This is a genomic window from Ruminococcus flavefaciens 007c, assembly GCF_000571935.1.
GTDB classification, from domain to species: Bacteria; Bacillota; Clostridia; order Oscillospirales; family Ruminococcaceae; genus Ruminococcus; species Ruminococcus flavefaciens_F.
Genome location: NZ_ATAX01000023.1, coordinates 22,598 through 43,433, shown reverse-complemented (window position 1 = coordinate 43,433; position 20,836 = coordinate 22,598). Strand labels below are relative to the sequence as shown.

18 protein-coding genes are annotated in these 20,836 nt (G+C 45.1%); 6 read left to right on the top strand and 12 right to left on the bottom strand.

What is annotated here, in order from left to right:
- Positions 1-49 precede the first annotated feature (49 nt).
- A complete protein-coding gene (locus tag RF007C_RS07105; RefSeq protein ID WP_037298661.1) occupies positions 50-1,771 on the top strand; it encodes a DEAD/DEAH box helicase in 1,722 nt (573 codons plus the stop codon).
- Between the two features lie 10 nt (positions 1,772-1,781).
- The gene (locus RF007C_RS17480; protein WP_161634880.1) at positions 1,782-1,952 is read left to right on the top strand and encodes a hypothetical protein; all 171 of its coding nucleotides are present in this window, start codon (positions 1,782-1,784) and stop codon (positions 1,950-1,952) included.
- Positions 1,953-2,019: 67 nt separating this feature from the next.
- On the opposite strand, the gene RF007C_RS07100 is transcribed toward RF007C_RS17480, so the two are convergent.
- From RF007C_RS07100 to RF007C_RS07050, 11 genes are all read right to left on the bottom strand, one after another.
- Positions 2,020-3,153 (bottom strand): acyltransferase family protein, encoded by a 1,134-nt coding sequence (locus tag RF007C_RS07100; protein WP_037298658.1) that lies wholly within the window; start codon positions 3,151-3,153, stop codon positions 2,020-2,022.
- 168 nt (positions 3,154-3,321) lie between these two features.
- The gene (locus RF007C_RS07095) at positions 3,322-3,960 is read right to left on the bottom strand and encodes a GNAT family N-acetyltransferase (RefSeq protein ID WP_206537802.1); all 639 of its coding nucleotides are present in this window, start codon (positions 3,958-3,960) and stop codon (positions 3,322-3,324) included.
- Positions 3,961-4,237: 277 nt separating this feature from the next.
- Positions 4,238-4,831, bottom strand: a complete 594-nt coding sequence (locus tag RF007C_RS18305; protein WP_430344442.1) for an acyltransferase family protein — start codon at positions 4,829-4,831, stop codon at positions 4,238-4,240.
- A 720-nt stretch (positions 4,832-5,551) separates the two neighbouring features.
- A complete protein-coding gene (locus RF007C_RS07085) occupies positions 5,552-6,268 on the bottom strand; it encodes a Type 1 glutamine amidotransferase-like domain-containing protein (RefSeq protein WP_051456585.1) in 717 nt (238 codons plus the stop codon).
- A gap of 60 nt (positions 6,269-6,328) precedes the next feature.
- Positions 6,329-7,687 (bottom strand): 23S rRNA (uracil(1939)-C(5))-methyltransferase RlmD, encoded by a 1,359-nt coding sequence (gene rlmD / locus RF007C_RS07080; protein WP_037298652.1) that lies wholly within the window; start codon positions 7,685-7,687, stop codon positions 6,329-6,331.
- Positions 7,651-9,138: a coproporphyrinogen dehydrogenase HemZ gene (hemZ, locus tag RF007C_RS07075; RefSeq protein WP_051456584.1), complete on the bottom strand. Its 1,488-nt coding sequence runs from the start codon at positions 9,136-9,138 to the stop codon at positions 7,651-7,653. The genes rlmD and hemZ overlap by 37 nt, the downstream gene beginning before the upstream one ends.
- Entirely contained in the window at positions 9,131-9,769 is a 639-nt protein-coding gene (locus RF007C_RS07070; RefSeq protein WP_019678399.1) for an MBL fold metallo-hydrolase, read from the bottom strand. The genes hemZ and RF007C_RS07070 overlap by 8 nt, the downstream gene beginning before the upstream one ends.
- A gap of 10 nt (positions 9,770-9,779) precedes the next feature.
- Positions 9,780-12,077 carry a RelA/SpoT family protein gene (locus RF007C_RS07065; RefSeq protein ID WP_019678398.1) on the bottom strand — a complete coding sequence of 766 codons (2,298 nt, stop codon included), beginning with the start codon at positions 12,075-12,077 and terminating at the stop codon, positions 9,780-9,782.
- An 11-nt stretch (positions 12,078-12,088) separates the two neighbouring features.
- A complete protein-coding gene (gene recJ / locus RF007C_RS07060) occupies positions 12,089-14,167 on the bottom strand; it encodes a single-stranded-DNA-specific exonuclease RecJ (RefSeq protein ID WP_037298649.1) in 2,079 nt (692 codons plus the stop codon).
- A 123-nt stretch (positions 14,168-14,290) separates the two neighbouring features.
- Positions 14,291-14,989 carry an RNA polymerase sporulation sigma factor SigE gene (gene sigE, locus RF007C_RS07055; RefSeq protein ID WP_019678396.1) on the bottom strand — a complete coding sequence of 233 codons (699 nt, stop codon included), beginning with the start codon at positions 14,987-14,989 and terminating at the stop codon, positions 14,291-14,293.
- A 17-nt stretch (positions 14,990-15,006) separates the two neighbouring features.
- Positions 15,007-15,819, bottom strand: a complete 813-nt coding sequence (locus tag RF007C_RS07050) for a sigma-E processing peptidase SpoIIGA (RefSeq protein ID WP_037298646.1) — start codon at positions 15,817-15,819, stop codon at positions 15,007-15,009.
- A 208-nt stretch (positions 15,820-16,027) separates the two neighbouring features.
- Here RF007C_RS07050 and RF007C_RS07045 point away from each other — a divergent pair, with 208 nt between their 5' ends.
- Positions 16,028-16,678, top strand: coding sequence for a CpXC domain-containing protein (locus RF007C_RS07045; protein ID WP_037298642.1), 651 nt, complete (start codon positions 16,028-16,030; stop codon positions 16,676-16,678).
- Positions 16,679-16,744: 66 nt separating this feature from the next.
- On the opposite strand, the gene ligA is transcribed toward RF007C_RS07045, so the two are convergent.
- Positions 16,745-18,700, bottom strand: coding sequence for an NAD-dependent DNA ligase LigA (ligA, locus tag RF007C_RS07040; RefSeq protein ID WP_037298641.1), 1,956 nt, complete (start codon positions 18,698-18,700; stop codon positions 16,745-16,747).
- A 206-nt stretch (positions 18,701-18,906) separates the two neighbouring features.
- On the opposite strand from ligA, the gene RF007C_RS07035 reads away from it, so the two are divergent.
- From RF007C_RS07035 to RF007C_RS07025, 3 genes are all read left to right on the top strand, one after another.
- Positions 18,907-19,413, top strand: coding sequence for an SUKH-3 domain-containing protein (locus RF007C_RS07035; protein WP_037298639.1), 507 nt, complete (start codon positions 18,907-18,909; stop codon positions 19,411-19,413).
- 73 nt (positions 19,414-19,486) lie between these two features.
- On the top strand, positions 19,487-20,296 hold the full coding sequence (locus tag RF007C_RS07030) for a TrmH family RNA methyltransferase (protein ID WP_037298630.1): 810 nt from the start codon (positions 19,487-19,489) through the stop codon (positions 20,294-20,296).
- Between the two features lie 56 nt (positions 20,297-20,352).
- Entirely contained in the window at positions 20,353-20,826 is a 474-nt protein-coding gene (locus RF007C_RS07025; RefSeq protein WP_037298629.1) for an LURP-one-related/scramblase family protein, read from the top strand.
- The last annotated feature ends 10 nt before the right edge of the window (positions 20,827-20,836 follow it).

Sequence of the window (20,836 nt, the reverse complement as noted above, 5' to 3'; positions counted from 1 at the left end):
GCTATTATAATTTGTATCGGAAAAATAAGAGAGTATGAAAGGATAAATAATGAATTTTAATGAACTAAACCTATCACAGGCTCTTCTGCGCGCTGTAGAAGAGCTTGGGTATACTGAGATGACAGAGATACAGCAGCAAAGCATTCCCCTTCTCCTTGAAGGCCGCGATGTTGTCGGACGCTCCAATACAGGCACGGGCAAAACTGCTGCCTTCGGTATCCCTGCCGTTGAAAGCATTACAGACGCTGACAGGAAGTCCGCTGTAGTGCTTATCCTCTGCCCTACCCGCGAACTGGCTATGCAGGCAAACGAGGAAATACGAAAATTCGCCAAATTCAAGGAGGGCGTAAAGACTTCGGCTGTGTACGGCGGCGCAAGCATGGAAAAGCAGATCCATGAGCTGAAAAGAGGCGCTAATATCATAATCGGTACTCCCGGCAGAGTCATGGATCATATCCGAAGAAGAACTCTGAAGCTTGACAATATACGTACCGTTATCCTTGATGAGGCTGACGAAATGCTTAATATGGGCTTCCGTGAGGATATTGAGTCAATACTTGCTGATATTCCCGAGGACAGACAGACCGTTCTCTTCTCGGCCACAATGCCGAAGGAGATAATGGCCATAACCGAAAAATACCAGCGTGATCCCGTACATATCAAGATAAAATCAGCTCAGCGCACTGTTGAACTTATTGAGCAGTTTTACTTTGAAGTGGCAATGGGACGCAAGACAGACGCTTTAAAGCTCCTCCTTGCTGCATACAAGCCTTCATCGGCTATGGTGTTCTGCAACACAAAGGCTATGGTTGATCAGCTCACCGACGAGCTGCTGAAAAGCGGCTTCCGCGCAGCAGGTCTCCACGGCGATATGAAGCAGATACAGCGTACACAGGTGATGAACAGCTTCAAGAACAAGGCTGCCGAGATACTCGTAGCTACCGATGTGGCTGCAAGAGGTATCGACGTAAGCGGCGTTGACGCTGTCTTCAACTATGATCTCCCTCAGGATAACGAATACTACATACACCGTATCGGCAGAACAGGCCGTGCAGGCAGAACAGGTACTGCTTATACCCTTATCAGCGGCAGGCGCCAGCTTTTCGACCTGCGCGCTATCGAAAAATATATCCACGCCGAGATCCGTGAGATGACCCTTCCGGATAAAGCTGATATCATCGCTATGAAAAAGGAAGCTATGATCCGGGAGATCTCCGAAGCACAGGCAGGTCATAATTCCTATGATATTCTCGACCGTCTTGCTGCAATGGGTATAGACTACCGTGAGGCTGCCGCAAGAATACTTGAAAAGCAGCTGCTGACCGAAACAAGTGATCTTCCCGACTTTGAAAAGACTCGTCCTCTGAAAAAAGGCAGAAACAGCGGTGCAAAAACTACCAAGATCATTATCAATATCGGCAGGAACCGCCGTATTGCTCCCAATTTCATACTTGGCGCCCTCGTGGACGCTACGGGAATGACAGGCAAGGACTTCGGCAAGATAGATATATTCGATGAGCATACTACCGTTGAGGTACCCGAGGCTGAATACGAATATATCATCGACAGCACCGATTCCATGAAGATAAACGGCAATAAAGTCGAGGTAAAGCTATACAAAGGTGGAGAGCTCGGTCAGCGCAGGAACCGCCGTCCCGATGACAAGCCGCACTTTGACCGCAAAAGAGCAGCCTACGGAAACAGAAAAAAGTCGGAGATATACTCCGATTACATACCAAATCGCAAAAAACGTACTAAAAAAAGACATTGAGGTGATATGAATGAGCAATAAGAAAACCAGAAGAGTACAGGAAATAAGACCTGTTCCGCCCGTAAAGAACAGCAAGCGTATCAGTGACAAGAAATCGCTCGCTATGAGGATATTCATTCTCGCACTTGCAGGCGTTATGGTACTCAGCGTATTCGGCGCTATAATCCTTCAGTTACTGTAAAAAATCCCCTTCAGCACCCGAAATGGTGTTGAGGGGATTTGTTTTTTCATATAATACAAGGCAGCTCTCATGTATCGGGCTGCTGTTTTTTTATGAGCTTGACAATGGGCTTTTTTATGAAACGTTCATATAATTTCATAAGCCCGACAGGTCCTAACAAACCGAACAAAAAGTAGACAAAGCGGAATTGCGAAACGTAATCCCAGCGGTACCAGTTCGAATCCTGAAATGTCTGAGCTTCAAATCCGGGAAGTACAGCAAATCTGTTGATCGTAAAAAGAATACAATTGAATATATTGAAGAAGATAACATGAAAACTCATTATATAAAAAGTATTCTCCGAAATGGCATTTACAACTCTGCTTCCGTAAAACGGCTTGCCTATAAGTTCAACTACCTCGGTCCAGAACAGGATTCCTACAACCGATGAAAGCAGCGGCGTCACAGCGTAAGGACTTGTAAAACCGCTTAATGTTGCCATACTGTCAAAAGCTACATCGTATTCATTGGGCAGTATCATAATTCTTACCATATTTATTATAAGCAAGGCAGTCAGCAGAAGAAGATGATTGGCTTTCCTGAGCTTCTCTTCGAGCACATCGCGGTAAAGTATGCCCATTTCCATGAAAGGCAGGAAAAACAGCACCTTCAGAGGCAGCAGCAAATACTCCGGGAGCTCATCATGCTCCTTTGCATACCAGACGACAAAAATGTGTAATGCAATAAACGGTATCAGAGCTATCCCGCTGTTCCAGTGATCGGACAGCACTTTTTTTATCAGTGCGTAAACTATCTGAACAGCAAACAGCATAGGTGCGAACCACATCGGCAGAGCGATAGTGGTTATCTCTCCGCTTGTAAAGGTATTAAGCAGCGCTTTCAGTTTGTATTCCATTAAAAACGGCTGTATCGCTTCTGTTTTATAGCACATTATCAGCCATTCAGTTATCAGCGCAATAACCGATACTACCAGATACGGCAGCAACAGTGTCATAAATTTACGCTTTGTGTATTTCCACAGATCTGTATTCTTGTCAGCTTTGTTGAAATAACCCGAGATAAATACGAACATTGGCATAAAGAATGAATTGAAAGGAAAAAAATTACCAAAGATATTGAATGTGCCCCAGGTATGTGAATCAACGACCATGATTATGCCTATTGCAGACAGAACCATGAACTTTTTGTTTTCTTTTGCCAAAAATAATCACTCCTAAAAAGCCCGGAGAATACCTGCTGATTTCCGAACTTCCTTTTATCTTTTGAGTTTAATGAAAGCCCTCCGCATTTTATTACCTGCATGGTTCCTCCTGTTTCATAGGATAAGGGGAGGCTTCGCATCAATGACATTCAGTAGTGCTGGGCATTATTATTTCATTCTTTTCTCAAATCTGAACATTCCGTCGGGAAATTGTTCATCTGTATGATCAGCCATATCAGGATCATTCGGATCGAGGTGATGGCTGTTAAAAAACTCCACGATATGAAATCCGCAGCGGTTCACATAAAAGTGGATATTCCGCTTTTCAAAATACGGAGTAACGGTCTCCCATATCTTAACTTCGGGGTGCATTTCTTCTATCGTACACCATGTGGCATAGCCGATACCCTTGCTGTGAACTCTCGGCGAAACAAACAGTATCTCCAGCTCACCGTGCTCGCCGTTTATGCTGATGATAACCCCGCCGACAGGCTTGCCGTCCTGCATGATGCGATAGGCTTCACCGCTGTCAATCGACTGCTCGATCGTCTCACGGGAAATGATCTGTCCGTCCTCCTCAAAATGGTCGTCACGCAGACCGAATTCTTCCAGAGCACCATAATTGAATGCTTCCTGATTGTCCGTGATGAATTGCTCACGATCTGATTCTTCCAGCGGAACAAGTTTTACTCCCTTCATATTTTCATCTCCCTTTATTGAATGATGGCCGATCTGCGAAGTTACGACCTCTATGCTATACGATCTGCCCACAAACCAAGTGCGCAGATGTCTTTCCAGATACAGCATAAAACAAGTCTGCGGTTTCATTGCCCTGTCCATTCAGTCCAATCTATATGATTGTATTGCCCCAAACTTCCACGGGACACCAGTACAACGCACTCAACGAGTCTCGATACGCCCAATTTGATGTTTTGCAGCGAAATACTGTGATTAAGATGAGCGGTGAAATTATTTCTGTTCACGATGTTTATCAGTTATTAACTTCATCAATTCGCTATATGTTTTTGCCAATGCAAATACTCTCTATTTGAATTCATTCGATAAATTATAAAGATACGCAAGTTTATTCTCTGTAGATATTTCTTTTTCGCAAACTTCTTTCAATTGTGTTAAAAACTTTATCAAATAAAAGTGAAATAATAATTGTGAGCAATAAACTGCTTAGAAAATATAGGTATTGATTTGTAGTTTTATCTTTCAAAATAAGAAATGCTAATCTTTGCAGAATATAAATTGAAAATACATGGTCTCCTAAAAACGAAAGTAGTTTACTTCTAAATTTCACCTTCATTGAAAGAAAAATGATAATTAAAGCAAAAATTGGCGCTGTAAAAATCATGATCTGTGGCGAATACTTTAAATGCCCATAGTATAGTACTGCGAATATGAAGATTGAACAAAGAAGTGTCCGACAATATGCTATATCATTTTTTTGAACAACGCAATCTATCTCCTTTTTGTATCTGCTATACCACATTCCGGAAACAAAGCACAAGATCGTATTATACCACCAAATACCTAATTCAAAAAAATATAATACATCAATAAAACATGAAGCCAGCAATGTAAAAATGATTAACGGAATAACAGATTCCATTTTTTTAAAAAAACGAAAAGAAATATATATGAATATATACAGCGAAAAAATTGCAAACATATACCAGTTGGAATTACCAATTGATTCCCATCCTATATACGACAACAGTATTGTTTTAACAGGATAAGTTCTGTTTGTAATAATATTGAAGATAAGCAGTACCAATTCAGATAGCTTGTTAAATAGTGTTTCAATGCCCCTAATTGAATCTAATACGCATGGAAAATTCAAACAAATACTTATAATCGCATTTCTTCTATCAGCATTATTGGCAAGGTCTTCAACGTCTATTCTTTCGTAATTCTTAATGATGTCGTGACTTTTTAGAATTGACGTATCCCCTTGATTTAAGAGATAATCTGTAAGAGCATAAGTGAATACATATAAGCCTTTTATATTTTTAATGCATTCACTATCATTAGAAACATACAGTAATCTTGTAAATGTTTTATACGACACCTTTAATGAATCGAAAGTCATTCTACTAGGATTGAACGATTTCCATGAAATATTTTTTTGCTTCCGAATTGTTAAAAAAATTTAAATCTCTTTCATCAAATAACATAGTAACGCTCCTTGTAAAAAATAGTATAATTCAACCTTTCCCCACACTCAACGCCATTTTGCAATCACCCCAATCGCAATTTTTGATTAGTCTATTTTTGGCGATTTTACGCTATTTTTCAGTGTGACATTCAATCCACACACTGAAAAAACAAAAAAAGCAGTTCCACGCACCATGATTCAAGTGCGTGATTTGGCAGTCATCTTCTGTTGTCTTCAAAGAGGATACTCTTCCCCTTCATCGCATATTTTACGAATTGTTCCATTCTGAATCAGATATGCTTCACCGCAGATTCTTTCTGCGGTCCCGTCTGCATAAAGATAACTACCGTCGCATATCGCGATAAACTGTCTGCCGAAACTATCCGGATAGGTGACTTCTTCAAAAAGTTTCTTCCCATCCAAAATACAATCTTTCGTATCCTGATAATGAGGAAGCAGCATCACATTTGTAAGCCCAAGACCTTTCAGGAATCGGCGGTAATTTGGATCAGCAGCCTCTCCTTCCTCTTCCGGCTGTGCATACACAATGCTTGCCGCGTTCATACTTCCTGCACTGATTCCCAGTACAGTCCCGTCAAAGTTCTTCATGCAGTCCTTTAGACCGATCTCTGCAAAAAAAGCATTCTGAGTCGGTACATGCCCGCCGCCCAGAATGATAAAGTCACTTGCGGCAACAAGCTCTTGTGCATCCATTTTATTTCTGTCATCTAAGATGATATAGTTCTCAAATGTGATCCCTGATAACGCCATTGTATGCTGGATCGCATAAGAAAAACTTTCTGAAAACCGAATATCTGACGGTGCTGAAGTAACCATAAGTGCGCTATGATGTTCACACTTTAACAGTCTTTCGACAAATTGATTGCTCTTGTTCAATGGCTTTCCCGGCTCAGTAAACGGGGAACTCACCAAAAATAATTGTTTTGCCATTTCAGTTCTCCTGTTTGTATTTTAATCCTCTGAAAACACCTCTTGGCATCTTCTGTCGTTTCAGGATTTCTGCCGTGACAGCAGAACTACGCACTCAACGTGTCCTGTTCTCGGGAAAAGGTCAACACCGCATACCTTATCAACGCTGTAGCCTCTTTCTGAGAGCAGCTTCGCGTCTCTTGCGGCTGTTGCAGGATTGCATGATATCATCACTATCTTCTTCGGAGCAGCCTCGGAAATAATATCAACCGTTTCCGATGAGCATCCCTTCCGCGGCGGATCAACAACTATTATATCCGGCTTGCAGCCCTGTCTGCGGAGCTTGCCGAATACCTCACCTGCGTCTCCGCAATGGAACTCCGCATTGGTTATACCATTCCGCAGAGCGTTTTCCTTTGCATTCTCAACTGCCTGAGGAATTATCTCCACTCCGACTATCTTAGCCGCCTGCTTTGCCATTGAAAGTCCAATGGTGCCTGCTCCGCAGTACAGGTCTGCAATAGTCTCGCTGCTCCCGGGAGCTGCATATTCCAGAGCCTTGGCATAAAGCCTTTCCGCCTGTACTGTATTCACCTGATAGAAGGATAACGGTGATATTTCCACGTTATTGCCGCACATTGTATCGGAGATAGTATCGCTTCCCCACAATGTTATACACCTGTCTCCGAGTATTACATTGGTATTGTCAGGATTTATATTCATAATGATACTATTGATATCACTGTATTTTTCGCTGAGAAGTCTGCAAAGCGCCGAAAGCTGCCTTGAAATGTCCTTGCGCACAACAATACAGACCATTATCTGTCCCGAATGAGCTCCCCTGCGCAGATAGATATGACGTATGATGCCTGTGTTTGTTTCCTCGCTGTATACCGAGAGCTTTTTCACGTTGATGTAGTCAAGGACTGTTTGCAGTATATCGCTGAATATCTCAGGCTGAAGCGCACAGTCCTCAACGGGTATCACCCTGTGGCTTCTCGGAGCATAAAATCCGCACACAGCTCTGCCATCCCTGACTGCAAGAGGATACTGCGCCTTATTGCGGTAACGCTCTGTGCTCTCTGCACCTATGAATTCATCGAACTCCGGAAAAAGTCCGCCTATACGCTCAAAGGCATCGCGTACTATCCCCTCTTTAGTCCTGCATTCAGCCTCATAGGAGATGTGCCTGAGCAGACAGCCGCCGCATTTTTTATAAACGGGACAGTTGTCTTCTATCCTGTCGGGAGACGGCGTGAGTATCTCCTCAGCTTTGCCAAAGGCATAGCTTTTCAGTACCTTTACTATCTTTACACCGCATATATCTCCCACTGCGGTCTGGGGAACGAATACCGCCATACCGTCTATGCGGCAGACTCCGCTGCCCTCTGAGGTCAATCCTGTTATCTCGGCTGTATATACTTGATTTTTTTCAGGCATTCTATGACCTCCTCTTTTTTCTCCATAAGCTTGTCAAAGCTCCTTATATATTCATAAGGGAATTTATAATTGTGTATGCGCTCTATCCTGTTGCCCTCATACAGAAGCTTTGTGGAAGCGGCGCAGCCCGCACCGAGAATGGTCTGGGTATCGTCCATTATGAAAATGTTGTAATAGCTCTCGAAGCCCTTCTTTGCATAGCCGACATTCTCAAGATTATCAACTGTATTCTTCTGACGGTACATATAATACGGAAGATAGCCGTGCGACATAAGAGTCGGAACACTGTAATCAACCATTTTCGAAGCAGGATTCGAGATATTTTCGCTACCCGTTTCAAAAAGGGTGGCAGAACGCTTTATGGTAAGGGTATGTACTGTTATACTCTCAGGATCGAGCTCTATCATACGGTCAAGGGTATTTCTGAAGCTGTCTGCCGATTCGGTGGGAAGTCCGGCGATAAGATCGGTATTGATATTGCGGAATCCTACCCTGCGGGCAAGCTTGAAAGCCTTTACCGCGTCCTCACCCGAATGTTTTCTGCCTATGACCTTCAGTACATCATCGTTGAGAGTCTGGGGATTAACGGAAATACGGCCTGCCCCCAGCTCCTTTATCACGCGAAGCTTTTCTTCGGTTATGGTGTCGGGACGGCCTGCTTCGACGCTGTACTCCCTTACCTTGTCAAGATCGAAATTCTTCTCAACAGCCTCCATGATGGTTCGGAGCTCCTTTGCGGAAACAGATGTGGGAGTTCCGCCGCCGAAATATATGGTATCTATCTTGGTATCGGTTTCCTTAACTATCCTGCCAAGTATCTCAAGCTCGCGGCAGAGTGCTGAAATATACTCGGGCATGAGCTTTATGGCTGAGTCCATTGAATGAGACACAAAGGAACAGTAACTGCATCTTGTGGGGCAGAATGGTATGGACACATAAAGACTTGCTGCCTTTGAGTCTATCCTGTCAAGTATGGGCAGCTGATTTACTGCGGTATCATAGGCAAGCCTGATCTTTTTCGGAGTGACCAGATACTTGGTGCCGAAGTCCGCACATATCTCCTCCTCGGTCTTTCCCTGACGTATCATATCCACGACCTTTTTTACGGGGCGTATACCGGTAAGCAGTCCCCAGGGCGGTTTTATCCCTGTTTTTCTCACAAGTATCTCAAACAGAAGCCTGCATAAGGCATATTCTGCGTCCTTTTTTTCAGCATCAACGGCTATATTGCAGGTTTCTGTTTCCGCATCGCCTCCGAGACAGACACTTACAGTAACATTACCGTCTCCGCTTATCTCGGTGTAAACATAGTCTCCTCCAACGGCGTCAGCCTTATCCGCAGAGAAAGTGAACCTTGCGGTATTGAAAAAAAGCTTCAATGTTGCTTCGGTCTCGTATTTAAAAGAATGGCCGATCATTATAATCGGCATTTTTGAATTATTATCAGTCATTTTTACCTCTGAACTGTTTCATATATGGATTTGATCCGCGTTCATAATCAAGAGTGGTAGTCTCATTATGTCCCGGATATACCTTATAGTCGCCGTCAAGGTGATAAAGCTTATTGAGCGAATATGTCATGGCAGAAGCACTGCTGTGCGGGAAATCCGTTCTTCCTACAGAGCAGCAGAAAAGCGTATCCCCTGAGAAAAGAGCATCGCCGCATACATAGCATACACTTCCCTGAGAATGTCCGGGAGTATGCAATACGCGGAATTCAAGCTCTCCGTCATTTATATAGCAGTCTCCGTAAACACAGGTCCAGTCTGTAACGGGAGTGAATTTTACGAAGGACATATCACTTGCAAGGGAATGTACCTCGCTGGTGAGCATATGTGCATCGAGCTCATGTATATATACCTCTGCACCTGTTATGCTGCGTACCTCCTCTACTCCGCCGATATGGTCGAAATGGCCGTGAGTGAGGAGTATTTTTGAAAGGCGGAGCTTTTTCATTTTCAGAAACTCCAGCAGCAGTCTGCTGTCGCCGCCGATGTCAACAGCGACGCATCTTCCGGGCGCTGTCTCCACGATATAGCAGTTTGCACGGAGGGGGCCGAGCTGCAGATGATGGATCTTCATATTATCCTCCTTAGATAGCCGCTCTCTCTACCGAGATAACGCCTTTGATTTTTCTTAATTTGTCGAAAAGCGACTTGAGCTGCTCGGTACTTGATATAACTATCGTTGCCTCAAAAAGTGCATTGCCGTTTTTCAGCACTCTCGAAGCCGAATGTACAATCGGCACACGGGCCTCAAGAAGAACTGCGGAAATATCATATACAAGACCGACACGGTCGATAGCTGTGACCTCAAAGCTGGTCTGGAGCTGTGTATCGCTGTTATCTGTCCACTGTATATCTACCCAGCGTTCAAGCTCCTCGGGAATATTCCTTGCAAGGGCAGCCTTGTAGTTTGTACAGTTGGTGGTATGCACCGAAACACCGTAGCCTCGGGTAATAAAGCCTATAATATCGTCTCCGGGCAACGGATTGCAGCACTGAGCAAACTTTATGAGCATATCATCTATCTGATCCAGTACGATACTGCTCCTGCCGTTCGGCTTGGGCTTTATAAGTGATATAGCCGAGGTCTCCTCATCCTTCTCATAGAGCTTCTCATACTTGTCCTTCAGACGTGGAATGATCTTGGAGAGGAGTATTCCTCCGTAACCTATGGAAGCATAGAAATCATCAAGTGTCTCGCAGTTATGGCGCTTGAAATCGTCCTGAAGGAACTCTGTATACTGATCCTCCTTAAGATTTATCCTGTGACGCTTGAATTCGCGTTCAAGCTGCGACTTGCCCTCGATGATGTTCTCATCGCGGCGCTCCTTCTTGAACCAGGAGCGTATCTTTGAACGTGCTTCATTGGTCTGCACTATATTGAGCCATGCACGGTTGGGGCCCTTTTCGGGATCCTTGCTGGTGATTATTTCGCATATCTGTCCTGTCTGGAGCTTGTAATCCAGAGGAACTATCCTTCCGTCAACCTTTGCGCCTACAGTTTTGTGGCCGATCTCGGTGTGAATACGGTATGCAAAATCGATAACAGTGGAATTGATGGGGAGGCTTACGGACATACCCTTAGGAGTCATAACGACTATATCCTCGGGATCAAGGTCTGTCTTGATTATACGGACTATCTCCTCAACGTCATCTGAGGTCTGCTGGGCCTCGATCACCTGACGAACCCATGCAAGACGCTGTTCCATCTTGTCCTTGCCCTGTATGCCTTCCTTATACTTCCAGTGGGCAGCGATACCGTATTCCGCAGTCTCGTGCATATCCCATGTACGGATCTGCACCTCGAAGGGTATTCCCTCCTTTCCGAGAACGGTCGTATGCAGGGACTGGTACATATTGTTCTTAGGAGTGGATATATAGTCCTTGAAGCGGTTCGGCAGCGGCTTGAACATATCATGGATAAGTCCCAGCACGTTATAGCACTCCGCAATGGTGGTAACTATGATACGAACCGCATATTTATCGTATATCTCGTCAATATTCTTATGATTTATGAATATCTTGCGGTAGATACTGTATATGCTCTTTACACGTCCGTCGATCTGAGGCGGCTGTGAGAAATCCTCGGACTTGAAGCGCTGAGCGATACGGCTCTTGATTATCTCTATGAAGGCCTCACGCTCTTCCTTTTTATTCTCGAGGATATTCTCTATCTCCGAATAAGCATAGGGATCCAGAAAATGGAAAGCAAGATCCTGGAGCTCCTCCTTGATAGCCCTGATACCGAGACGGTGAGCTATGGGAGCATAGATATTCATGGTCTCAAGAGCGGTATTGCGCTGCTTTTCAAGAGGGCGGTATTTCAGTGTACGCATATTGTGAAGACGGTCACTGAGCTTGATGATCATAACCCGTATATCCTGAGACATGGCAAGGAGTATCTTACGGATATTCTCTGCCTGCTGTTCCTCCTTGGTAGATGTAGGGATCTTGCTCAGTTTTGTTACTCCGTCAACAAGAAGTGCAACGTCCTGTCCGAAACGCTTTTTAAGATCGTCAAGAGTTGCGTCCGTATCCTCCACAACATCGTGAAGAAGCGCCGCACAGATAGTATCCGTATCCATGCCGAGCTCCAGCAGAGTATAGGCAACAGCAAGAGGATGAGTTATATATGGCTTTCCCGAGGAACGCACCTGTCCCTCATGTGCTTTTGCCGCAAACTCATATGCCGAGATTATCTTGCTCAGGTCATACTGCTTATCATCGGTGAGTATCTTCTGTATTATCTTTTCTATGGTAAAATCGTCTTCGAAATCGGGAATATCCTTCAGGAACTCCTCGGGATTTTGAGACAGCGCCGAATCAGGTATCGGCACCTCCAGCTCGTGATGTATGAGATTTGATACATTCATGTCATCTGTCATATCTGTTCTCCTTAATCTTTGCTATGTCCCGTCAGCTTCCTGAGCGAAACGAGTATTGGAGCCGAGTCCAGATCTGCCTTCTGTGAGACCTTGACTCTTTTGATCCTTGAGTCGGAGCTTGAGATGGTTATGAGCCCCAGCTGCCTGAGCGCTTCCGCAGAAACGCAGAATTTACAGTAATTCATACCTTTTCCGAAAAGGTTTATATAAAGTGAGTCCGCGCATATCCCATTATCGGGTATGGACTTGTATATCCTGACCACATCTTCTCTTGAAGGCTCCATGGAAGGATAGAAATTCTTAGGGAGCTCTTCGCCGCGAAGAAAGCTCTCAAAGGCTGACTTTGCAGCAAAAAAGGTATTATGAAAATCCTCATGAGAACTGAGAGCCTTGTTTTTCTTCCTTTCATCAGGGAAATGCGGCAGTATATCACTCACAACAATATTGACAGAGCTGCTCCCTCTAAACTCATTTACACCGAGGGATACGATCATATCACAGCTTTCTCCTTTTGATATGCACAGATCGGACGGCGAAGTCCTGAACACCAGCGCGTCTGCCTGAGCAGAGCCGAACCTTATGCGCAGCTTTGAGTGCGCACCGTCAGCCAGCGGATAAATATCGGTTATGACTGCGTTTTCTATAAAAAACAGAGGCTTTTCGTTATCCGTGCCGAAGGGTTCAAGGACATTCAGACCTTCTATGTTCTGTATGGTAAGCTCCTGAGGAAGGACGGTATGATCCGCTTTCAGCTCGGCAGCAGGCATAGAACTGTGATTTTCAGCAGCATACTTTTCAAGCAGCCCGCCGAACTGCTCCGCACAGCCCTCCTTTATGGTGAAGCCTCCCGCCGAAGGATGACCGCCGAATTTCTCAAGGACCTCCGAAGCATAGCTGAGAGCGCCGAAAACAGAAAAGCCGCCAAAGGAGCGTGCCGAGCCTCTGATCTCACCTTCCGCTTCCGAAGCGATAAAACAGGGCTTTCCGAACTGCTCCGCTATCTTTGAAGCTACTATGCCGATAACGCCGTGATGCCAGTCCTTTCCGCAGAGAAATATCACACGTCCGCGTATCAGCGACGGTTCCTCATCTATCAGGGAGTATATTTCGGAAATGATCCTGTTTTCTGTTTCCTTACGCAGATTATTGAGCTTGTCCAGCTCACGTGCAGCTTCGAGAGCTTCATCGTAATCCTCACAGAGAAAAAGTTCTGCGGCAGCTCTGGGAGTTCCGAAGCGTCCTGAGGCGTTTATCCTCGGAGCTATGCTGAAACCGATGGAACGCGTATCTATCGGCTTATCTGTCAGTCCGCAGACCTCCTTCAAAGCCATTATTGCAGGCCGGTCAGAGTTCCTGATAAGCTCCATACCGTATGAGACAAGGAAGCGGTTCTCGCCCTTAAGGCTTACTATATCCGCAACAGTTGCTATGGCGGCAAGGTCGCCGAACTGCTCCAGCGCCATGGTATAATCGCCGCCGTCAAGAGCGGCCACAAGCTTCAGAGCTATGCCTGCTCCGCACATATATTTGAATGTTGAAAAGCAATCGTGTCTGTGGGGATCGACCACAGCCTCCGCACGGGGAAGCTGCTCACCCTGCTGATGATGATCCGTAACCACCAGCTTCATACCAAGAGCATATATATATTCTGCCTCGGGAATAGCGGAAATACCGTTATCAACCGTTATTATAAGGGAAACACTGTCGTCTGAGATCCTGTCAACGGCTTTCATATTAAGACCGTAGCCTTCTGAGCGTTCAGGGATATAATATGTCACATCCGCTCCCGCTTCCAGCATATAGGAATAAAGTATAACTGTGGACATTATACCGTCACAGTCGTAATCACCGTAGATACATATTCGCTCGCCGTTGTCTATGGCGCTGTTTATCGTATCCGCAGCCTCCTGCATATCCTTTATGAGGAAGGGATCCGAAAGCTCGTCCGCATTCAGACTTTCAATGACTGAATCAGGCGAAGAATAGCCCTTTGCAGCCAGTACTGCAGCTGCAAGGGAGCTTACACCGCAGCCAAGCATCAATGAAGAGATAACGCTCTTTTCAGGGCTGCCGACGCTCCATTTTTTCATATAAATACTCCTGACAACATAAATATATAGAATATTATACCACTAAAAGGAGTTTTTTTCAATAGACGAGGTCAAAAAAACCCAAATTGTAACCGAATGTCCCTGCTATTGCAGGGACATCATTCATGAAACGCTCTCTATCTTTATACGCAGCTTTTTTATGATCTTTTTTTCCAGCCTCGATATGTAAGACTGTGATATGCCGATGCAGTCAGCCACCTCCTTCTGAGTCATTTCCTTGCCGTCAATAAGCCCGAACCTCATTTCCATTATCTCTCTTTCACGCTGACAGAGCCCTGCAACAGCATTCCTTAGTATCTCACGCTCTGCTTCGCTCTCTATGCCCTTATTGACTATATCCTCATCTGTGCCGAGAATGTCCGAGAGCAGCAGCTCGTTGCCGTCATAGTCTATATTCAGCGGTTCGTCTATTGAAAGATCGTTCCTGTACTGAGAGGACTTGCGCAGAAACATGAGTATCTCGTTCTCTATGCACCTGGAAGCATATGTCGCAAGCTTGATATTTTTCGTTGGACAGAATGTATTCACCGCCTTTATCAGCCCGATAGTTCCGATGGATACCAGATCCTCTATGCCGATACCCGTGGATTCAAATTTCTTCGCTATATATACCACCAGACGCAGATTATGCTCGATAAGACATTTCTTTGCGTCAGGATCGTTTTCAATAAGCCTTGCAAATACATCCGCCTCCTCATCTCTTGTTAAAGGAGGCGGAAGTGTATCCGAACCGTTCACATAGAATACTCTGCCTGTGAAGTATTTTTTCAGGAATTGCTTTGCTTTTTCAATGATGTTCATAGTATTTCTCCTTATGCCTATATTTTCAGCAGTTTCGGGTTAAAAACAGCCTTGCCGCATTCTCCGAAGCCTATGACAGCTTCAACAGCCTTTCTTTCACCGCTTTCCGCGCAGTATATCATCACCTCGTCACAACGGCAGACAGGGAGAAGTCCCCTTCCCGATACCGCCGAACACGGCAGCAGCCTGAATCCCTTCGGAAGGGCTGTTATGTCAAATCTCACGCCTGTAAGCTCCGTAAAGCTCTCCTCCGGACATATTATCACGGGAGAGCCCGTAAAATAGTCCACAAGGCCGTTTCCGGTATCCGCAAGACCCTCAAGCTTCAGCACCTTATGTCCGCAGCGTATGACCACACTGAATGTCCCGTCGGGAGACCTGTCCCATATTATACGGACAAGCCGGACAGCAAAATACAGCAGCGCCGTTGTGATTATGAGTATCAGCAGCGAAAAATCTATGTAGAAGCTGGCATTGTTGAAGTGTATGAACTGAGGCCTAAGCAGCGAAGATACTCCGTAAACCGTTCCCGCAAGGATAAAATTTGCCGTAAAAAATGCCAGAGTATTCACTGCCAGCCGCTTTCTGCCCTGAAAGCCGAAGGCAATTGCGACTATGCTTACAGCTGCGGCCAGCTTTATCGCCAGTGACAGCAGAGTACCGAGACTCGGAAGAAGTATCATCAGCGAGTACAGGCTGCCATATACCGACGCTGCCGCACAGCGTCCCCTGCCCATTCCCGAACGGGTAATAGCTGCGGTTATCCTGAGAAGGAAGAAGTTCACATAGATATTGAGTACCAGAAGCACATCCACATATATGGTTTCCACGAGCCACCTCCCGAATTGCTGTCTGTATTATAATTATAATGCAGCCTCCCCGCAGAATATGTCATAAGCTGTCTGCCCTCCGGTATTATCTTGAATATTGACATTATCTGCGTATTATGGTATAATCTCCTTAACGTGCAATGAACGAAAAACAAGTCCCTGTTGCATGACAGGCACCTTTTTAACATAAAGAAAAGAGGAAATGACTATGTCAAAAAATCATATTGAAAAGATAAAATGTCCCAAGTGCGGAAAAGTTTCGGATATGCTCGTATGGGAGCTGATCGACACCTCTCAGGATCCTCAGATGGCTGAACAGATAAGAAATGGCGACGCTTTCAGTTGGTACTGTCCCGGCTGCGACAACAAGTCTCTCATCTTCTACCCGACTATATACCATGAGGTCGATAAGAAATATGTACTTGCTTATGTCCCCGGAGATCCCACATCTGCCATAGGTTATATGAAAGACCTGAACAGCAATAACGACAGCGGCTACGACTTCTCCATAGGCTACACAAAACGTATTGTTACGGATATGAACAAGCTCCGCGAGAAGCTCCTTATCCTTGACCACGACCTGGACGACAAGATAATCGAACTCATGAAGCTCTTCATTATCGCCGACCTTCAGGACAGGAATCCCGACCTGAAGGTGAAGGATATATTCTTTAATGTAAACGGCGAAGGAAAATACTGCTTTGCGGTCATCTTCGACAATGACAGATGGGGCGAGAGCGAATTCGTCCAGAACTCATACGATCAGGTAGCCAAGACCTTTATGAAAGACCTTGTTATCGCAGATGAGTTTATCATTGATACCGAATGGGCTATGAGTATACTCAACAAAAACCTGTAAAAACAAAGCGGACAGCTGAACTGTCCGCTTTTTCTTTATATTTCTGTCAACTACGCCGATACCGGCTTACGCATTTGCAAGCTCACGGAACTCTTCCTCTGTGATTATGGGCACGCCCAGCTCTTTTGCAGTCTTGTTCTTGGCAGAATTTGAGGTATTGTCGTTATTGATAAGATAATCCGTCTTTGAGGACACAGAACCTGCCGCCTTGCCGCCGTTCTGCTCGATAAATGCCTTCAGCTCGTTGCGGTTCTTCCAGATATGCACAGAACCTGTGATAACAAAGGTTTTGCCCGCTATGGCTGACTCTGTGTTTACTGCGACAGCTTCTTCGATCTCCAGCTCCGCGAGGAGATTACGGAATTCTGTGAGATGCTTCTCATCTGCGAAGAACTTCACATAGTCACCGGCAAGTACCTCACCTATACCGTCTATTGCAGTGAGCTCCGTGACCATAAGCTTTTCAAGCTCATCGGCAGTAGGATACATTCCGCATATGAGACGTGAGGCCTGTCTGCCTATATTCGGTATTCCCATAGCATAAAGAACTCTGCTCAGCTCGGTTTTTCGTGAAGCTTCAACAGCGTCTGCAAGCTTCTGATATGACTTCTCACCGAAGCCTTCAAGGACGACTATCCTGAACTTATGATCGTCAAGGTGGTAAAAATCGCGGAATTCACGTACAAAGCCCTCGGAAACGAGAGTTTCTATGGTAGCTGTTGACATACCCACGATATTCATGGCGTCACGCTGCACAAAATGCTCGAATTTGCCTATATGCTTTGCTGCACAGTCCTTATTGGGACATACCAGAGTCTCCACGTCCTCGTCGGATGTGCGTACCTCCGTGGAAGCACCGCATACAGGACAGACCGAGGGGATCTCAAGGCTTGCGGAGGCGGTCTTATTTTCCAGGACCTGAGGGATTATCATATTCGCCTTGAAAATGGTAAGGGTGTCGCCTATGCCGAGACGGAGCTGCTTCACAATGCTGAGATTATGCACGGAAGCGCGTGTTACCGTAGTTCCTTCCAGTTCAACAGGATCGAATATTGCCACGGGATTGAGAAGACCAGTGCGGCTGGCCGACCATTCCACCTCACGGAGAACAGTGTCGGCAGTTTCGTCACGCCACTTGAAGGCTATGCCGTTTCTCGGGGCGTGAGATGTCTCACCGAGACTGAGACCGTAAGCAACATCATCCAGCATGAGCACAAGTCCGTCCGACGGGAACTCGTTCTCCGAAACAGCCTTTTCAAAATCAGCTACTGCCTTTTCAATTCCGTCTGCTGTGACCTTAACGCCGTATACGCGCTGAAATCCCTGCTGTTCAAGCCATCCGAGACGGGCAGAGAAGGAATTCTCCTCGAAGCCATCAGCGGAAACAAGGTTAAAAGCAAAGAAATTGATATTTCTTTCGGCTGTAACTCTGGAATCAAGGTTACGAACTGTTCCCACACAGAGATTTCGGGGATTCTTGTACTTTGAGCCGTCCTCTATCTCCTCATTCACGCGCTCAAAGTCCTTGTACTTCATAAGCGACTCTCCGCGGACAACAAGATGTCCCGTAAAGGGGATACGTGCAGGTATGCCGATGATATGACGGGCATTTGCTGTTATGTCCTCGCCTATCTCGCCGTTTCCGCGGGTAACAGCCTGTGTGAGAGTTCCGCCGTCATAGGTCAGTACGAGCGTAAGTCCGTCCAGTTTCCAGCTGAGAAAGCCTTCATGCTCTCCCAGCCAGCTTTTCAGTTCGTCAACGCTCTTGGTCTTGTCAAGGGAAAGCATTTTTGTAGTATGACGTATCTTCTGAAGTCCCGAAGATACCTCGTAGCCCACCTGCTGAGTGCGGCTGCCGCTGAGGATAACCCCCGTCTTTTTTTCAAGAGCTTCAAGCTCGTCGTAGAGCTGATCGTACTGCTTATCAGACATTATCTCCACGCCTGTGTTATAGTAGGCGTCAGAAGCCTTTGCCAGCAGCTCATTGAGCTCCTTCATTCTGTTTATATCATTATTTGCCATAGTGAAAACTCCTTAATAATAGTAATACTATTATAACACAAAACTTCAAAAAAGACCATACCAAAAGATAAAAAGAGTTATGGCTGCTGATATTGACGAAATGAGGGGAAACTGGTATAATTGTTTTAAGCCGTTAGCTTTTTGCGCTATTGGCTTGACAAGATAAATAAGATAAATCGGGATTTACATATAGAGTGAGGCTCAATATGATAATAGAGAATCAGTATATAAAACAAGTTTTAATAGAAAGTGGCTGGCATGAAAATCGTGCAATTGATATCTCGCATTATATAAAATGGTATCAAAAATATAGATTTAAAGTATCAGATGAAATTATAAGTTTCTTATCTTCTTTTGGAGAATTAACCTTAAAGATACCTTGCTACAGATATCAAGTCAGACTTACAAAATATGCCGATAACACAGACGAGATAATCACCATAAATCCTAATCATTTTATTACTCCGGATTATTCTGATTCCGACATCAAAGAATCCATAGAGTATGTAAATGATATCGGGAAATATTTTGGAATGAAACTGATAGTTCCTATTGGCTATACAAAAAACTTTGAAGACGAGTATTTTCTCGGTATGAATACAGAATTAATTGCAGCACATGAAGGAAATGTAATTTGCTTCGGAACATCTTTTGAAAAATCTTTAGAACGAATAATGACGGACGAATTTATCGATACGGCTTGTATTTGGTAAATAATGATTTACCACAGTAGTTCATAACTATCAGCTTTCGGAACACCGTCACCTACATACAGAAAGGCAAACTATGTCAAAAATAATCGAGATAAACAAAAACAATACCGATGTACTGCAAATATTCGCTCTGCTGTCCGAGCCGCAGCTCCTTCACTATTTCGAGCCAGACCTCGGACTGTTCATAGCGGAAAGTCCCAAGGTCATCGAGCGCGCTCTCAATGCAGGATATGAGCCGTACGCTCTCCTTATGGAAAAAAAGGACGTCTACGGGCAGATGAAGGATATTATCACGCGATGCGGCGAGGTTCGCGTATATATTGCGGATTTCGACGAGATAACCGCGGTGACGGGCTTCAAGCTCATACGCGGAGCTCTCTGTGCTTTCAAACGCAGACATCCTGCCAATATATATGAGTTGTGCAGAAATGCCCGGCGTATAGCAGTTCTTGAAAATGTAGTCAATCCCACAAATATAGGAGCTATTTTCCGCTCAGCAGCCGCTCTTAATATGGACGCTGTCCTGCTCACACCTTCCTGCTGCGATCCGCTGTACAGGCGTTCTTCCCGTGTGAGTATGGGGACTGTCTTCCAGATACCGTGGACATACCTCGGCAGCGATGCCGACTACCCGCAGCAGCTTGGTGATATGGGGTTCACCACGGCTGCTATGGCGCTCAGCGACAACTCTTTGAGCATAGACGCTCCCGAGCTCAGGAGCATTGACAAACTGGCAATAGTCCTCGGTACCGAGGGCGAGGGACTTGCCGACAAAACCATTGCAGACTGCGACTATACTGTGAAAATCCCCATGACTCACGGGGTGGATTCTCTGAACGTTGCAGCTGCAAGCGCAGTTGCCTTCTGGCAGCTCGGAAGATGACCTTATATCCGAGGGGTAACGGATATCAACGTATATAATGATATGGAGGATATTATATGAAACTGTATTTCAAACAAAAGGTTCTTTCATTCACTCAGAGTGCTAATATATTCGACGAATTCGGGAACATTATGTTCACTGCCGAGAAAGAACTACTATCCTTTGGAAGAAGAATGCATATCTACGACAATATGAACAACGAAGTCGGATTTGTACAGCAGCGCCTCATGCACTTTATGCCAAGATTCTCGGTATACATCAACGGTCAGTACATTGCTGATGTAGTCAGAGAGTTCACTTTATTCAAGCACAACTACCACATTGAGGGACTTAACTGGAAAATCGACGGTGACTTCTTCGCTCACGATTACAGGATAACCTGCGGCGGACAGTACATAGCGTCCATTCACAAGCACTGGATGACGTGGGGAGACAGTTTTGAAATAGACATAGCATACCAACAGGATACAGTAATGGCGCTTGCAGTTATTATCGCAATTGACTGCGTTATCGACCAGTCACAGAATTAAAAAGGAGCAT

Bases quoted from the DNA above. Each gene is read 5' to 3' on its own strand.
- RF007C_RS07105 (WP_037298661.1), top strand. From the start codon at position 50: ATGAATTTTAATGAACTAAACCTATCACAGGCTCTTCTGCGCGCTGTA.
- RF007C_RS17480 (WP_161634880.1), top strand. From the start codon at position 1,782: ATGAGCAATAAGAAAACCAGAAGAGTACAGGAAATAAGACCTGTTCCG.
- RF007C_RS07095 (WP_206537802.1), bottom strand. From the start codon at position 3,960: ATGCTGTATCTGGAAAGACATCTGCGCACTTGGTTTGTGGGCAGATCG.
- RF007C_RS18305 (WP_430344442.1), bottom strand. From the start codon at position 4,831: ATGTTTGCAATTTTTTCGCTGTATATATTCATATATATTTCTTTTCGT.
- RF007C_RS07085 (WP_051456585.1), bottom strand. From the start codon at position 6,268: ATGGCAAAACAATTATTTTTGGTGAGTTCCCCGTTTACTGAGCCGGGA.
- rlmD (WP_037298652.1), bottom strand. From the start codon at position 7,687: ATGCCTGAAAAAAATCAAGTATATACAGCCGAGATAACAGGATTGACC.
- hemZ (WP_051456584.1), bottom strand. From the start codon at position 9,138: ATGACTGATAATAATTCAAAAATGCCGATTATAATGATCGGCCATTCT.
- RF007C_RS07070 (WP_019678399.1), bottom strand. From the start codon at position 9,769: ATGAAGATCCATCATCTGCAGCTCGGCCCCCTCCGTGCAAACTGCTAT.
- RF007C_RS07065 (WP_019678398.1), bottom strand. From the start codon at position 12,077: ATGACAGATGACATGAATGTATCAAATCTCATACATCACGAGCTGGAG.
- recJ (WP_037298649.1), bottom strand. From the start codon at position 14,167: ATGAAAAAATGGAGCGTCGGCAGCCCTGAAAAGAGCGTTATCTCTTCA.
- sigE (WP_019678396.1), bottom strand. From the start codon at position 14,989: ATGAACATCATTGAAAAAGCAAAGCAATTCCTGAAAAAATACTTCACA.
- RF007C_RS07045 (WP_037298642.1), top strand. From the start codon at position 16,028: ATGTCAAAAAATCATATTGAAAAGATAAAATGTCCCAAGTGCGGAAAA.
- ligA (WP_037298641.1), bottom strand. From the start codon at position 18,700: ATGGCAAATAATGATATAAACAGAATGAAGGAGCTCAATGAGCTGCTG.
- RF007C_RS07035 (WP_037298639.1), top strand. From the start codon at position 18,907: ATGATAATAGAGAATCAGTATATAAAACAAGTTTTAATAGAAAGTGGC.
- RF007C_RS07030 (WP_037298630.1), top strand. From the start codon at position 19,487: ATGTCAAAAATAATCGAGATAAACAAAAACAATACCGATGTACTGCAA.
- RF007C_RS07025 (WP_037298629.1), top strand. From the start codon at position 20,353: ATGAAACTGTATTTCAAACAAAAGGTTCTTTCATTCACTCAGAGTGCT.